This is a genomic window from Paenibacillus aceti, from assembly GCF_003614185.1.
In the GTDB taxonomy this organism is placed as follows: domain Bacteria; phylum Bacillota; class Bacilli; order Paenibacillales; family Paenibacillaceae; genus Fontibacillus; species Fontibacillus aceti.
This window is the reverse complement of record NZ_KZ987724.1, coordinates 1,745,637-1,761,021: the sequence shown is the minus strand read 5'-3', so window position 1 is coordinate 1,761,021 and position 15,385 is coordinate 1,745,637. Positions and strand designations below refer to the sequence as shown.

Below are 15,385 nucleotides of genomic sequence, written 5' to 3'. Positions count from 1 at the left end.
TACAGCAGAGGCTCAAGGCGAAATGTCTGCAAAATATATTTGTACTGCGAACCATGGATTCGCCCCTTATGCTCAGGAGGAATTACGCAGATTATTCGGATCGGTTAAGAGTACGGTTCTTATTCCTGGTGAGGTATTGCTAGTCACCTTACCGCAGGAGTCCGATGAGATCGAGAGACGATTAGGCCTGGCCGAGCCGAGGTTTCTGCGGCATATGTTCCCGGTGCAGTGGCAGTGGGTGGAGAATGAAGCCGCTCAGGATCAAGTCTGGGTTGATGGGCTTGTCCGCTTTATTTTGGAGGATGGGCGGTTAAATGGGGCCAAGATTGCGATCCAACCGCGCAAGTCTGAGGCTTCTTTATGGCAGGAGAGCGCGTCGGCGCTAAGGGATATGTTGCAAACGAGACTGGGGGATTCCGGGGCTGAGTTTGTCGTCAGAGATGCCGATTGGATTATTTCCGTATTTGCCAGCAAGGATTCCGTTCTGGCGGGGATCTCCACTCCGCAGCAGAATTTATCGGACTGGAGTGGCGGTGCGATTCGCTTTCAGCGCGAGGAAGGCCAGATTTCACGGGCAAAATTCAAGCTGCTGGAGGCGGAAGCGGTCTTTGGTATCGATTTTGCAGCCTTTCATGAGGCACTTGATATCGGTGCTGCTCCCGGAGGTTGGTCCTCCTTCCTGCTCGAACGCGGACTTAAGGTGACTGCAGTTGATCCGGCCAAGATGCATCCGTCGGTGCTGGCCTCTCCCCAATTGACCCATATACGGAAGAACGCGGATAGCGTTAAGTTCCGGGAAGGACAGTTCGATTTGCTCGTATGTGATATGAGCTGGAGTCCGAAGCAGACGGCCAAAATGGTTATCGATTTGCTGTATGCCCTCGTTCCTGGCGGAACAGCGGTCGTTACTGTAAAGCTGATGAGCAAGAAACCGATGGCGTTAATTGGAGAAGTAATCTCGTTGTTCGAAGCGGCACAAATGCAGGTACAGCGGGCTAAGCAGCTGTTCCATAACCGTGATGAGATCACTCTATATATGATTAAATATTAACGGAATGAATTATATTTTTAGAAAATATAGCTTTACATTCTGCTGAAATATGGTATACTGATTCCAAAATTATACAAAACAACCAATGGGAAAGCATCCCGTTTAGTCTCGGTTATTCCGGGCTGGACGTGGGCTTTCCCTTTTTGCGTTGCAAAGGAGGGAATGGATTGCCGCATATCGCAGTGCTGACTCAAGGAGAGGTGATCGCGGGGCGGTATCGGATCGAACGCTTGATTGGGCGGGGCGGGATGAGCTATGTCTATCTGGCCGCCGATATGAAGCTTCCAGGCAAACGATGGGCGGTCAAAGTGACGACAGCAAGTGCCCCATTAGAGGCACAATTGGAGGAGGAAGCGGCGCTGCTTATTGCGATGAATCACCATCGCCTGCCGCGCATTGTGGATTACTGGTCCTCGGAGGGCTGCTCCTATCTTGTCATGGATTACATCGAGGGGATTCATCTGGATCAATATGTTCGCCAGCTTGGACGGAGCTTGAAGCCGGAGATGCTGATCGGGATGGGGGTACAGATCTGTGAAGGGCTGCACTATTTGCATACACGGCAACCGCCGATTATCCATCGCGATTTGAAGCCATCCAATCTGCTGATCGATACTAAGGGTGAGATCCGGCTAGTAGACTTTGGTGTCGCTAGAAAATTCAAGTTCGATAGGGATGATGATACCGTGAAGCTGGGAACGATCGGGTTTGCGGCGCCTGAGCAGTATGGCGGACGTCAGAGTGATGGACGTGCAGATTTGTACTCCCTTGGCGCGGTGTTATTATATTTGGCTACGAAATTCCAATATACAGAGTATACGACCGAGGCCAAGCAGTGGCTAGACAAGAAGGGCTTCTCGCTCCTCGGTCCTGTAATTGAGAGGTTGTTGAGGAGCAGCCCTGAAGATAGGTTTCAATCCGCGCAGGAGGCTGGGACTGTACTGGCCAAGTTGATTGAGCAGCGGTCGCTTGGGAGTGTTAAATCTAAGGATAGAGACCGGGCCGAAGAGGGAGGCATATTCGTTCCCGGGCGCTCGATTGTGATCGCATTGATGGGTGCAGGCCCGGGAGTGGGTACGACGCATGCGGCGATAGCGATGGCCCATTCCTTGGTTAGATATTCGCGAAGAGTGGCTGTGTTGGAGCTGGATCCACGGGCAACTGCATTCGAACGAATTTTTCATAGGCTGGAGCTAGGGAGCAGGCCAGCCAAGTCATCGCATTATCAGCGCAACCGGATCGAGGGGGTCGACTATATTAGAACCAGCTCGCGGGTTGAACTGCTTGATTTGTTCGCCGAGAACTACACTTATATGATTTGTGATCTTGGCGCGGGCAAGCGTAAGGATCTGCTGGAGGAATTCGTCAGAGCTGACCTGGCGATATTAGTCGGTTCGGCAACCGTGTGGAAGATCGATGAGCTGGAGATGTTCGCTGCAGAGACATTGGGGCAGAGCAAGCGACCGCCGATTTATTGTCTCCCGCTCGCTTCTGCCGCAGATATCGGCAGGCTGCAGAGGAGGCTGGGGACGAAGCAGGTGTATGCTTTGCCGGCTGAGAGCAATCCCTTCTCCCCCGGGCAAGCGATCGAAATGGCGTTATTGCAGGTATGCAGTGAGGTGCTGCCTCAAGTGCTGCGTCCGCTGAAGCGCGGGTTCTGGCTCTCAGGCAGGAAATGAATGAGAGGAAGTGAGGTGTGTACATGTTCAGAAGACGAACCAGGCAATTTCTCTATGCCGGAATGGTAGGGGCGGGCATTATCGGCATTTTATTCGCCGGCTATGCCGTACATGCATCCAAGCATTTACAGGAGGTTCGAGCTTCATTGAAGCAGCAATATGAAGCCGAGATATCCATGCTCAATCAGGCTTCCGAAGATCTTGTTGCGGGATGGACCCTGGCCCGGGAGAAGACTGCCGGAGAACGGATTACAAGGCAGGATCTCGCATCGGTTACAATGGCGGTCAACCATGTGCCTGACAATTGGATCAGAGCTTCTGAGCAGATCGTTGGCAAGGCTGTAAAGATTACAGTTTCCCCCAACACGATCATTACCGAGTCGTTGTTGTACGAGGAAGGGGCTGTGCCGGATGATCTGCGTTACCGGGAAATGGGCTTCATTCAATTGCCGGGTGAACTGAAGGCAAAGGACGTTGTGGATGTGCGGATTCAATTCCCGACAGGGCAGGACTATATCCTGCTCTCCAAGAAGCGGATCGAGTCATTATCTCCGGGAGTAATCACGGCAACCTTGGATGAAGCGGAGATCTTGCTGCTCTCAAGCGGGATTGTAGACGCTTATTTACATAAGGCTTCGATTTATGCCCTTAAATACGTAGAACCCTTTTTGCAGCGCGAGGCCATCCCGACTTATCCGCCTAGCGATGCTGTTCTACAGGTGATTCGCAAGGACCCGAATATTGTGGAAAAGGCCGAGCATGCATTGACCTCTTCGTTAAGAGCGGGACTAGAGGGGGATTTGGCGGCGGTATCTCCACAGCGAGCTGCTGAATTTGTCGGCGGTAAGTCCGGTATGAAGGCTGCTCAACCTGCTCAGTCAACAACCGATTCATTTGTATTTGATGGGGCGCAGGGAGAGTGACATTTTGAGAACTGGCTCGCTGGAGCCAGCTGAAATGGAGGGGGATCAGATGCAACGTTGGCTATTCGCCGGGGTGAGCGATAAGCGAGAGCTAATTCTCTATATTTGCAGACTGCTCGCCGCTGCGGGACATCGCGTCCTGCTCATAGACGGAACAGCCGGAAGGAAGTATCAATATCTCGCTCGCAATAGCACGGGCGATTTGCCGTTGATTGAATTCTGCGGCTTTGATATATCGGCCGGTTTACCGGAAGTGGTGGGGGAAGCGGAGACATTCAAGGGGCAGCCGGAGGCTGAACAGCATAGCGGCTATGATTATGTGCTGTATGACTTCGAGCCGGAGCTGCCGGTTAGAGCGTGGCTGTGGCCACAAATCGATCGTTTCATATGGGTGACGACCTTTGATCACTATGAGGTGGAACGAAGTGCGGCCTGGTTCAGACAATTACTTCAAGCCGACCCTGAGCTAGGAGAGATCAGCATTGAACCCGTTCTGGTAAGAACGGTGGAGAGCTATTTGACCGCTGATTACATGATGAGCATTGTAGAGGATTTACCGATTCATTGGGAGGCAGAGGTAACCTGTATTCCCTGGAATGAGATCGATGCAGCCGTTCATTTCGAGAATGGGCATGAGCATACACTTGCCATACATAAAGTCACTCGTTCTTACAAAAGAGCGCTGGTGTCACTGCTCGTCCAATTAGCTGGCTGGACGAGAGGCGAAGCGAAGAGGGCGCTGCGCAGTGCGCAAAGGAGGGACCTATGAGTCGAATCGTATTTTGGGATTTCGGTCATGGCGGTGCGGAAGGGATTGCAGCAGCAGTGGCTATAGCTGTAGCACTCTATCATAGGCAGCATATCTTGCTGGTTAATGAAGCGGAGGCTGGATATGGGGTAGAGCAAGGCTTCCCGGCGCAAGATCATATTGCTGCTGCAGGCGATGGCAAGATGGTAGCCGAGACAGGAACCGAGGCTTTACTTCGCTTGCTCCATAATCGGCGTCTATCGCGCCACAATTTTGCAGATTATACGAGACCACTGATTAATGGCCGCCTTGATCTGGTGGCTGGTGCCAGAGGAGGGATGGACAAGCAGGTGGATGAAATGCTGCTGCAGCAGCTATACGCGATTGCTGAGGATTCCTATGAGCTCGTGCTACTGCATCGAAGCGGCAGATTCATACCGAATGAAGAGTTGGAGCCGGAGCTGTTATTTCCGGTGTTGCATCAGAATCGGACGGAGCTTGATCATTTTTTTGAATTATATAGATCATCTCTCCAGAATTCTGCGAATCGGGTTAGCGGCATCGTTCTCCGTAACTATGATCGGCAGGCCAAGTGGAATATAGCCAATATCAGACGATATTATGATTGCGATCTCCCGATCTATGGCATCTGTTATGAGACCGGGTTCGCAGATGCGTGGAATGAGCGCGATCTGCTCCGCTATTTCCGAAGGATCCAGCTACCTGGCCGAACGGGGACGAAGCGAGGGACGCTGTTGGAGGCGCTGCAGGAGCTTGCTGAAGGAGTAATTAAATTATGTGGCAAGTACACGGTCTCGCGATCTCCGTCCAATGACAAGGGGGCGTAGCGATGGAAAGAGTTGCGAATGGCATCGGTATTGCCTTGATCTCGCTGCTGGCGCTTCTTCTCGTATGGCTTAGGGCTAGAGCAGTTTCGAGTGATAAATCAGGGAAGGGGACGGCCCATGAGCCATACAGCTTGCCGGATCTCATTGAGTATGTGAAATTTCAGCTGCATGAGCTGAGCCGCAACAAGATCAATCAATGGGGAATGAGCGAGGAAGCCTGGAACCGTAAAGTGAAAGCGAGGACGGAGCTGCGTCAGGCTTTGCGGGGCTGCTCCCTGGGAGATCGCCAGGATAAGCGCTTCGTTCAAGCCTATATCCGCGATTTGCTGATAGATGGCTATAAATTGACAGAGGACAGGATGGAACGGATCATTCCGTTTCAGCAGCCTGTCAGGCTAACCTGTCAGGATCGCTTTGAAATTGTATTCTACTTGTACCGCCAAAGGTATGGCGATGAGGCACTATCCGCTCTGATCGAGGACTATGAACTGGATGAACCGAAGCCGTCCACAGATGAAGAGGGCAGCTATATGTATGAAATTAGCGGTGAAGATATCGATTATTGCTTCGGCCGGGAATATAGGCAGTTGAGCTTCGAAGAGAAGCTGGATATTATTGTGCAGCGTGTGTACCAATCCTATAAGGGTTTTTCGGTGATCGACAGTATCATGGAGCAGCGGATCGATGGGGTAAGCGGCGGAGTGAGCGGAATTTCGGCATCCGCCCAGTTGGATAATTCACCGAGCGATTACAGTTATATGAATGGGATTGAAGCGAATGTGGATGAAGATGGCCGCGATTTTTCTCAGGTCTGGGAGAGTGTCTGGATATTTTATAAAGGTAAGAGCATCAGGCTCCCCTTCCTATCCTTCGGCAGTGAATTCGAGCTCAAGCGGATTTGTCAAAATATTTACAAGTACAATTTGCCGGGGCAATTGTCTGAGGCGAGCGGTTATAAGGTAAACGATATGAAGGATGGCTCGCGGGTCGTCGTAGTGCGTCCGCCCTTCGCTGAGTCATGGGCCTTTTTCGTCCGCAAATTCGATACCCGCGGGGCTGCACTTGAACAGTTAATCCAGGGCGGCCGGGCCGAGCTTCCCATACAATTGCTGAAGTATTTGATGAAGGGCAGCCGCATTACCTCTATCACCGGATCGCAGGGCTCGGGCAAAACGACGCTGTTAATGGCGCTGGTCAAGCATATTTATGCTTCTTACACGCTTCGTGTGCAAGAAATGTCCTTCGAGTTGAATTTGCGGAAGCTGTATAACGCGAGAAATATACTCAGTTTCCGGGAGACGGAGTATGTGAGCGGTCAGGCCGGGCTTGATCTGCAGAAGAAGACGGATGGGACTGTGCATATTCTGGGCGAGGTTGCTACAGATGAGGTAGCATCCTGGATGATTCAAATGGCGCAAGTGGCCAGTCTATTTACCGTGTTTACGCATCATGCCAAGACGTTCCCTGATCTGGTAGATTCATTGCGCAACTCTTTGCTGAAAACGGGTGTGTTCCGGGATGAACGGGTCGCTGAGTTGCAGGTGGCGGGGGTTATCGATTTTGACATCCATTTGCGTAGAGACATACATGGGCATCGGTATATTGAACGGATTACCCAGTGCTGCCAGCGTATTGATCATGAGATTGCGCGGGGTAGCAGCGAGTTTACAGATACCTATAATACAGCTGTTGCTCTTAATAGACATCTATGGGAGCGAACCTATCAGGAAAGAACAATCATTGAGTATGTAGATGGTGAATACCGGCCTGTTCAGCCGATTACGGAGCGCTGTCGCAAGGAGATGCAGCGTGAGATGCTCCCGGAGGATGCGGATCGCTTCGAGCAATTTCTGTCGCAGTATTGGGGGGAGCGGGTTGGAGCTTAATTCGGTCTTGTTATGGGTCGCGCTTATATCATTTTTATCATTTGGTGCTATATATTTGATCGCGCTGGAGCTTCGCAGACGTGAAGAGAAGCGGGCCGAGAAACTGGGGATAAGTGCAGCGGCCGTTGAAGCAGAACTCGGTATAGCGTCAAGGCTCAAGGCTGCAAGTTCATCCCTTCTGTTAAGATCCTATGCTCTGGCCATGAAGTTCGCGCCTTTACGCTTGTATGTACTCAAGGTGCGCAGCCGGATAGCCTTGCTACGGTCTTCCGATGAATTGATATTAAGACAGCAGACTATGCAGCTTGTCTATTTGCTGCTGAGCATTTCCGGATTGGCGGTTAGCTTGTTGACCCTGATACATCCCAGTGTATTGTTCTTCATAACTACGCTCATTACTGTTGTCGTTATTCACAACTTGATCTTGGAAGGTTATGTAGCGAGATGGGAGAAGAAGCTGCTGCAGCAAATGCTGCAATGGTTCTCGGCCGTCAGGCATGCCTATCATAGCCATGAGATGGTGGCGGATGCCATAGATGAAGCGAATGAGACATCGGGTGAGGAAATCGCCCGGCACGGGGGGCGAATCTATGAAGCTCTTATCTCCGCGGAGCCGGATAAAGAGCTGGATCAGTATTATGAGACGGCACCGAACCGTTTTCTCAGAGGATTTGCCGCGATCTCCAGACTGATTATGGAATATGGTGATCGCAAGGATGAGCAGGCGGGTTCGCTATATTTGCGAGGGATATCCAGTCTGGCTGAGGAGATCCAGCTCGAACTGATCCGCAGGAACAAGCTTGATTATTTGCTCAAAGGCCTAAGCTTGATCGCGCTCATACCTATCTTCTTCACCAAGCCGATTGAACTTTGGGCGCGCAGTAATTTTCCGTTGATGGATCGCTTCTATTTGAGCAAGCTCGGAATTGCTATTCATATTACTCTGTTCATTATTATTCTGCTCAGCTATATTCTGCTGCAGAAATTAAGAAGTGAGGAGGCTACTGCTTATCGGGCTAGTACGGAAAAAGCAATTTGGGAGGCGAAGGCTTACCGCTGGAAAGTGGTGCGAGCGGCCGTTAGCTGGTTCAGCCCCGCTCCGGGCACGCTTCGTTATGACCATCTGGCTGAATTGCTCAAGCAGACGAACCAGATGCTGCGGGTCGAATTACTCCAGGTCAGGCGATTAGCGCTATTCCTTGGCTGTCTTCTCATCGCGGTATCTGCAATCACCTGGGCACATTGGAAGAGCAAGGTCTGGATTATAGCGGAGCCTCCGGCGAGCTACGTATTTCTCGGTACTCTCTCGAAGGAGGAGAAGGATGCTGCGCGCGAGATGGCGGAGCTTGATCGTCAGGTTCTACGCAGCGCAGGGATGTCAGCGAGTACAGATCAGGCTACGGTTGCGGCAAGCATAGCTACCACAGCACAAGATCTAGGAATAGAGCTTAATAAAGAGCAGGCCGCAACGATCCAACGCATTATGGACAAGCTGGAGCGTTATCAAACGGAGTATTGGAAATGGTGGGAGCTCCTGCTGGCTCTCTTAATTGCAATAGCAGGGTATTACGGCCCGCTATGGACACTGCAATTTCAGCGCAGATTACGCCTGACAGATATGAGACATGAAGTATATCAGTTTCAGACGATGATTTTGATTTTGCGGGATTTTGAGCGAATCTCCGTGGAAGTTATTTTGGAATGGCTGTATAGCTATGCTGTTATTTTCAAGGTGCCGCTTGAGAAATGTCTGGCTCATTATGATGCGGGAGCGGAGGCAGCGCTGCACGGATTAAGGAATGAGATTGCGCTGGAGGAGTTCCAACGTTTGGTTGAGCATCTGATTCAAGCGGAGGAGAAGATCGCGGTTCGAAAAGCATTTGATGATTTGCAGAGCGAGATGGGGTTCCATTTTGAGCGCAGACGGCTTGATTATGAGAAGGATTTGGATATGAAGGCGGAGCTGGGACGGATGATCGGCTTTTTGCCCATGTACTCCTTAATTTTTGCTTACTTGGTTATTCCGCTGATCTGGATGAGCTTCAAGCAAATGGATGTGTATTTTCAGCAAATTCAAAATTTATAGGGTTGAAGGAGGAAGTAAATATGAATAACGCTTCATCTGCATTAAAAGTAGCAGCAGGTATATTTCTGACCATCGCCTTGATCACGATTGTGGTTGTCCTGTTCGTCTCGGCCCAGGAGGCGACGAAGACCGCGCAGAACAATTTCTCTGACATTCAGACCGAACTGTCACAGGCATCCTTCACGGTGTATGATGATACGACTGTCAGCGGTTCTCAAGTGACGAATGCGCTGCGCAAATTTAAGGACCGGGACCAGTTCGGTATACAAGTGATCACCGGGAAGAATCATCAGGGCGAATGGTATGGCAGTATCTTGAATATCAGCGGCAATTCGGATGATTTCGGCTCCGTCATCAACCGAAGCTTGGCAGATATCAGTAGTTCATGGAATGAGAGTCTGAATGAATATGTGAATCCGAGCGGGAAGTTCAAGGCCAGAGTAATTAAGGATAATTCCAATGTCGTGCGCGGGTTAATCTTCACGCAGACGGCCGTAAATTCCTGATGCTCCGGACGCTTAAGGAAATGATATGGCTGCTGGGTGCTTTGACTCTGTGCATGAGCGCTCTAATCTTCACGCTGGATTACAATACAAGGCAGATGCTGGTATTGGAGGGGATGGTACCATTCATTCAGAATCAGAAGGCCAGTGTCCATACCCGGGTTTGGGCGAATCAAGTAAATCCGACCCTAGACATCTATTCAGGTGTGCAGATTTTATACAGTCTTCAGGCCTGGTTTGATCAAGGGGTGGCGCTCCAGGTCGATCAGGTTCAGATTACAGATACGGATGATTCACAAACCTTGCTGCATACTTTGATCCACCTGGATCGTAGTTACTCCTGTGATCGAGGTTATGATGATAGGGGACAACTGCGCAGTCTCTCATTTTACAGCCTATAGGGGGCGTTGATGCATGAGTAATCCGCTATCCAAAATTATGGCGGCGTTGCTGGCAGTGGCTCTGCTGCTGCTATTTCCGGCAGTGCAGGCCGCTGAGCGGGAAGAGGATATTGCGGTGCTTGCAGCATACAATACGATGGTCCAGTTCACGGATGCGGTGCGGAATAAGGGGTACTTATCTGCGGGTATGTATGAGGACTTCATGCGTGACTTGGCTGTCTCCGGGCGAATCTATGAGGTGGAGCTGGAGCACAGGTACAAGAAATACCACCCTGAATACAGAGACCCGGCTGACAGTACTTCCTTTCAGGATCGCTTCAGTGTCGTGTATGATTCCTACTATACTTCGGATCTGTTAAGCCGATTATTCCCTGACTCCGTGCCTGAATCTGACGGTGTACAGCAGAGTGCAGACAGACTGTACAAGCTCGAAACGGGTGATTTCTTCTCAGTCTCATTAACAAGGCGTTCGGTTACTCCATATGAGATATTGTCCGGGTTCCTATATGCCGGTTCTGCGCTGGGACGGAGCCAGCAAGTGCTGCTTTACGGAGGGATGGTACTGAATGAAGATCACTGACTGGGCTGTCGTTTTTGTACTGATCGCCGGGCCGCTGCTCTGGGTCATAGCTCTATATGCTGCGGATCTTCAGGAAGTTAATCGGCTGCAGATCCGTTATACCACAGCGCTGCGTACAGCCGTACAGGATACAGCCAGCGTACTGAGTCGAAATGAATTGCAGCAGTTCGAGACGGGCTACGGCTCTGACAAATATATGCGGGCCGATAAGGAACTGGCGTTAGAGGTATTGCGGCATACGCTGTCGCTAAACTTCGGCATTGCCGATGATCCGTTGGCTATGGAAACTTTATTTAATTATATTCCTGCGATTGTAGTCATTGATTATGACGGTTATTGGGTCTATGCCCTGGATGAAGGGGTAAGCTCGGATGGTGAACCCAGCCTGAAGCATCATTGGCGGCCGAAGAAGCCTTATGTTTATGTGGATGCGGCGGGGAATAGCGTCGCTTTTACGCTCGATCAGATGATCCGGGTGATCTCTCCTTCTAGCGGAGAGGAAGTTCGCGGCTTATTTGCAGATATTAGCTCACAGGTTCCGATTCCGCTGCTGCAAGATGCAGAAGTCTTCGAGCAGATCAGACGGTCTGTCATCGTGCATCAGATTGAAGATGAACTGGAGCAGGTGATCGCATTACATAATGAACATACCGCCAGACTGGGTTATACTTATACCTTTACTTTACCGACAATCTCTCAGGAAGAATGGAATAATACACTGGATGATGTAGGAATAATCGTGTTTCTGCAAGGTATTCCGGTCGGCAGCCGTTATTATAATAACTTCGCTCTTGGCGGAGGGCGGTTAACGAGGCAGAAGATGATTACAGGAGGAGTCGATCCAGTGACGAACATCAAGTATTACTACTACGCAGAATGCAAGCTGCCCTACAGGAGGGAAGAGATCTTCTCCAGCAAGCGGGAAGCGGCGGCCCGGGGATATTTTGAGGCGAGATGTGAGCTGTAATAGAAGCAGGCGCTACTCTTGAGTAAGAGTGCGCCTGTTTGTTTTGTATGTTATGTTTATTTAAAAGAAGCATATCCTTCATCAGCCATGACGACGCTGCCGTTGATAGCGCTTGCGTCCGGCGTGGACAGAAGGTATACCGTGTCGGCGATTTGCTCAGGTTGAGTTAGTTTATTGCCCATTACCTTGGATTTCATCGCATCGGTCAAGCCTTGATCCTTATAGCCTTGAATGATCGGCGTATCAACAGCGCCCGGAGCTACGGCAACTACGCGGATGCCATGAGGAGCGAGCTCCAGAGCTGCGGATTTGGTCATCATGATGACAGCGCCCTTGCTGGCATGATAAGCGAAGGTTCCTGGCGAAGCGAGGAAACCGAATACGGAGGCGGTATTAATAATTACGCCATGTGTACCCAGTTCTCTCATTTTCTTGCCTGCGGCGATAATTCCGTGCAGCACGCCATGCTGGTTGACATTGATTACGGCATGGTAATCTTCCAGCTTTTGATCCAGTACAGGGGTCAGGCGGCCGATCCCGGCGTTGTTGAACATAACATCGATTCTGCCATAAGTTTTCACAGCCTTCTCGACCAATGCCTCAACATCTTCGAACTTCGAAACATCTGTTTTAACGAAAATAGCTTCTCCGCCTTTTGTTTTGATCTCATCGACTACAGCTTGTCCGGCTTGTTCATTGAAATCGGCAACGACGACGCGATCACCTTCGGCGGCAAATTTGAAAGCGGTTGATTTACCAATCCCGCTTGCACTACCTGTAATAACTGCTACTCTTTTTGTATCCATATGAGAACTCCACCTTTCTAGAAGTTGTAATTAATTCCTAAAACCATTGTAACAAATGTCATTGTTTAATAAAATTTATATATATTTATCTGCAATTTAATATTACTTAATAATGTCGGTAAAAAATGGGATAATGATAGAGAATAGTGGCGAGGGGCGAGTAGTAAATGAATCTGGAGCAACTGGAGTATATAGTGGATGTGGCCAAGACGAAATCGCTGACCAAGACGGCCCAGCACGCGCATGTTACTTTGTCGGCCGTGAGCCAATCGATATCTATGCTTGAATCTGAGCTAGAGGTAGTGTTGTTTCATCGCTCGCGTGGAATTGGCGCTGTTCCGACGGCAGAGGGACAGGCTTTGATTGAAATTGCCGGGGAGATTATTACGCTTGTGAAGCGGCTGCGGGATGAAGCGGGGAATTACAGTGAGAAATTAAGTGGTGAGTTGTTCATCGGGACGATCCCTGGGCCCATGCATCTGCTGATGGAGCTGATCGCTGACTTCAAGACGGATTATCCGTATGTGAAGGTGCAGATTATAGAGAAGGGGCCGAAGGATATTCTCGATGAGCTTCATAGCAATCAGATCGACATCGGCTTTATCGCGATGAATGAGCGGCTGATCAATCAGAATCGAATGCTGAGATTCGAGAGAATATTTACCGGCAAAATGGTCGTTGGAGTCAGAGCCGATTCTCCGCTCGCCTTGCGGAAGTCCATCCATCCGAGAGAACTGCTGAAATATACCCTCGTTTTGTACGACGATGAATATATCCGGGCGTATATGACGGAATTTGTCGCCCAATTCGGCGAACTGGATATTCTGTTCATCTCTAACAATGTTCCGGCGATCCAGAAGGCGGTGCTCGGGGGGCTGGCGTTGACGGTAGGTCTTGATTATTCGTTCAAGAACAAGGACTTCCCTACCCACATTGTTCCGATTGAGCTGGAGAATTCGCATCCCGTATACTACGGCTGGGTTAGCTCTGCACAGAACCAGGCGAACCCGATTATCAAACGCTTCATTCAGCGGTTGAAGCATGCCTGAGCGACAGTGATCTGAAGAACATTTCGGTCGGGTGCCTATATCCGAAACATGTTGTTTTCCTGCTTGAGAATCATTAGTTCAATTTTTACCTATTATATTTGTACTTATTATATAGGTTACGAACGAACGCTTGTTATGCTACAATAAATTCTTGAATGTCCACCTGGGACAAACCGCTCGGGATGAACTTGTTGGACAATGATGGATTCAATCATAATGAACTATTAGATAAAGGAGTTATGCAGTTTCAATGAGCTTATTAACAGTCGAGAACGTGTCCCATAATTTCGGGGATCGCACTTTATTCAAGAACGTATCCTTTCGTTTGCTGGCCGGAGAGCATGTAGGTCTGGTCGGGGCGAACGGAGTTGGAAAATCTACATTAATGAACATACTGACCGGACAGCAATTAAGGGATTCGGGTAAGGTCGAATGGATGCCGAAGGTACGGTATGGCTATCTGGATCAGCATTCCAAGCTGACACCAGGGAAGACGGTACGCGATGTGCTTAAGGATGCGTTCCTGCCGCTGCTTGAATTGGAGCAGGAGATGATGGCGATCACCGAGAAGATGGCGGATGCCACTCCGGAGGAACTGGAGGAACTACTGATCCAGATGGGGGATATTCAGGAGCAGCTGGAAATCGGTGATTTCTACCTGATCGATGTCAAGGTGGAGGAGATGGCTAACGGGCTGGGCCTGGCCGCGATCGGTTTGGATCGCGACGTATCCGCTCTGAGCGGTGGTCAACGTACGAAGGTGCTGCTCGCCAAGCTGCTGCTGGAGAAGCCGAATGTGCTGCTGCTCGATGAGCCGACCAACTACCTGGACGTAGAGCATATCCAGTGGCTTACGAACTATTTGCAGAACTATCCGTATGCATTCATGCTCATTTCACATGATACCGAATTTATGAACCAGGTCGTGAATGTGATTTATCATCTGGAGTTCGCCAAGCTGACCCGTTATTCTGCGAACTATGACAAGTTCCTGGAGATGGCGGATATCAACAAGAATCAGCATATTGATGCTTATGAGAAACAGCAGGAGTATATTAAAAAGCAGGAAGATTTCATCCAGCGCAATAAGGCGAGATATTCTACTTCTGGACGAGCCAAGAGCCGGGAGAAGCAATTGGACCGTATCGAACGGATCGATAAGCCGGAAGAGGCCGCTAAGCCTATCTTTAATTTCAAAGAGTCCAGAGCGAGTGGCAAGACGGTATTTGAAGGTATAGATTTCGAGATCGGTTATAGCCATCCGCTGTTGCCGAAGATGTCGATGACGATTGAACGCGGTGAGAAAATCGCGATCGTCGGCTGCAACGGGGTAGGTAAATCGACTTTGCTCAAGACAATTCTCGGTGTCATTCCGCCTGTTAGTGGCAAAACCTATCAAGGTGATTTCCTGTTCCCGGCTTATTTCGAGCAGGAGGTGCGTCCTGGCAATTTGACGCCGATTGATGATGTGTGGAATGAGTTCCCGCATTTGAACCAGCATGAGGTACGCGCTCACCTGGCTCGCTGTGGGCTGAAGAATGATCATATTACGAGACAGCTTAGGGCACTCAGTGGTGGCGAACAGGCCAAGGTACGGCTCTGCAAGCTGATGATGCGCGAGACGAACTGGATTCTATTCGACGAACCGACGAATCACCTGGATGTCGTAGCGAAGGAAGAATTGAAACGGGCGCTGAAGGAATTTAAAGGCACCGTATTGCTCGTGTCCCATGAACCTGATTTCTATGAAGATTGGGTGACGAAGGTATGGGATGTTGAAGCATGGTCCAATAAATAAGCGATAGAAATGGTAACGAAACGTGGTATCGTTATGGTGGCAAGTTTGGGGCTAATAGTC

Annotated in this window: 14 protein-coding genes; 13 read left to right on the top strand and 1 reads right to left on the bottom strand. The window is 49.9% G+C overall.

Annotated elements, in window-relative coordinates; genetic code table 11:
* Nucleotides 1–22: 22 nt before the first annotated feature.
* The 11 genes from BFJ94_RS07705 (at nucleotide 23) to BFJ94_RS07655 (ending at nucleotide 11,672) form a co-directional block, all read left to right on the top strand.
* A complete protein-coding gene (locus BFJ94_RS07705) occupies nucleotides 23–1,051 on the top strand; it encodes an SAM-dependent methyltransferase (protein ID WP_120465142.1) in 1,029 nt (342 codons plus the stop codon).
* Nucleotides 1,052–1,218: 167 nt separating this feature from the next.
* Nucleotides 1,219–2,730 carry a serine/threonine-protein kinase gene (locus BFJ94_RS07700; RefSeq protein WP_120462135.1) on the top strand — a complete coding sequence of 504 codons (1,512 nt, stop codon included), beginning with the start codon at nucleotides 1,219–1,221 and terminating at the stop codon, nucleotides 2,728–2,730.
* Between the two features lie 23 nt (nucleotides 2,731–2,753).
* The gene (locus tag BFJ94_RS07695; protein ID WP_229716901.1) at nucleotides 2,754–3,653 is read left to right on the top strand and encodes an SAF domain-containing protein; all 900 of its coding nucleotides are present in this window, start codon (nucleotides 2,754–2,756) and stop codon (nucleotides 3,651–3,653) included.
* Between the two features lie 4 nt (nucleotides 3,654–3,657).
* A complete protein-coding gene (locus BFJ94_RS07690) occupies nucleotides 3,658–4,422 on the top strand; it encodes a hypothetical protein (protein WP_120462133.1) in 765 nt (254 codons plus the stop codon).
* Entirely contained in the window at nucleotides 4,419–5,249 is an 831-nt protein-coding gene (locus BFJ94_RS07685) for a hypothetical protein (RefSeq protein ID WP_120462132.1), read from the top strand. Before BFJ94_RS07690 ends, BFJ94_RS07685 begins: the two co-directional genes overlap by 4 nt.
* Nucleotides 5,250–5,251: 2 nt before the next feature.
* A complete protein-coding gene (locus BFJ94_RS07680; protein ID WP_120462131.1) occupies nucleotides 5,252–7,135 on the top strand; it encodes an ATPase, T2SS/T4P/T4SS family in 1,884 nt (627 codons plus the stop codon).
* Nucleotides 7,125–9,221 carry a hypothetical protein gene (locus BFJ94_RS07675; RefSeq protein WP_120462130.1) on the top strand — a complete coding sequence of 699 codons (2,097 nt, stop codon included), beginning with the start codon at nucleotides 7,125–7,127 and terminating at the stop codon, nucleotides 9,219–9,221. Before BFJ94_RS07680 ends, BFJ94_RS07675 begins: the two co-directional genes overlap by 11 nt.
* Before the next feature lie 20 nt (nucleotides 9,222–9,241).
* Nucleotides 9,242–9,727 (top strand): ABC transporter permease, encoded by a 486-nt coding sequence (locus BFJ94_RS07670; RefSeq protein WP_120462129.1) that lies wholly within the window; start codon nucleotides 9,242–9,244, stop codon nucleotides 9,725–9,727.
* 20 nt (nucleotides 9,728–9,747) lie between these two features.
* Complete coding sequence (locus tag BFJ94_RS07665) at nucleotides 9,748–10,125, top strand: hypothetical protein (RefSeq protein ID WP_162944216.1); 378 nt, start codon at nucleotides 9,748–9,750, stop codon at nucleotides 10,123–10,125.
* A gap of 13 nt (nucleotides 10,126–10,138) precedes the next feature.
* Nucleotides 10,139–10,705 (top strand): hypothetical protein, encoded by a 567-nt coding sequence (locus BFJ94_RS07660; protein ID WP_120462127.1) that lies wholly within the window; start codon nucleotides 10,139–10,141, stop codon nucleotides 10,703–10,705.
* Nucleotides 10,692–11,672, top strand: a complete 981-nt coding sequence (locus BFJ94_RS07655) for a hypothetical protein (RefSeq protein ID WP_120462126.1) — start codon at nucleotides 10,692–10,694, stop codon at nucleotides 11,670–11,672. The genes BFJ94_RS07660 and BFJ94_RS07655 overlap by 14 nt, the downstream gene beginning before the upstream one ends.
* 56 nt (nucleotides 11,673–11,728) lie before the next feature.
* Here the strand turns inward: BFJ94_RS07655 and BFJ94_RS07650 are convergent, their stop codons facing one another.
* A complete protein-coding gene (locus BFJ94_RS07650) occupies nucleotides 11,729–12,478 on the bottom strand; it encodes an SDR family NAD(P)-dependent oxidoreductase (protein ID WP_120462125.1) in 750 nt (249 codons plus the stop codon).
* Nucleotides 12,479–12,645: 167 nt separating this feature from the next.
* Between BFJ94_RS07650 and BFJ94_RS07645 the strand changes: the two genes are divergently transcribed.
* On the top strand, nucleotides 12,646–13,527 hold the full coding sequence (locus BFJ94_RS07645) for a LysR family transcriptional regulator (RefSeq protein ID WP_120462124.1): 882 nt from the start codon (nucleotides 12,646–12,648) through the stop codon (nucleotides 13,525–13,527).
* A gap of 250 nt (nucleotides 13,528–13,777) precedes the next feature.
* Complete coding sequence (locus BFJ94_RS07640) at nucleotides 13,778–15,325, top strand: ABC-F family ATP-binding cassette domain-containing protein (protein WP_120462123.1); 1,548 nt, start codon at nucleotides 13,778–13,780, stop codon at nucleotides 15,323–15,325.
* The last annotated feature ends 60 nt before the right edge of the window (nucleotides 15,326–15,385 follow it).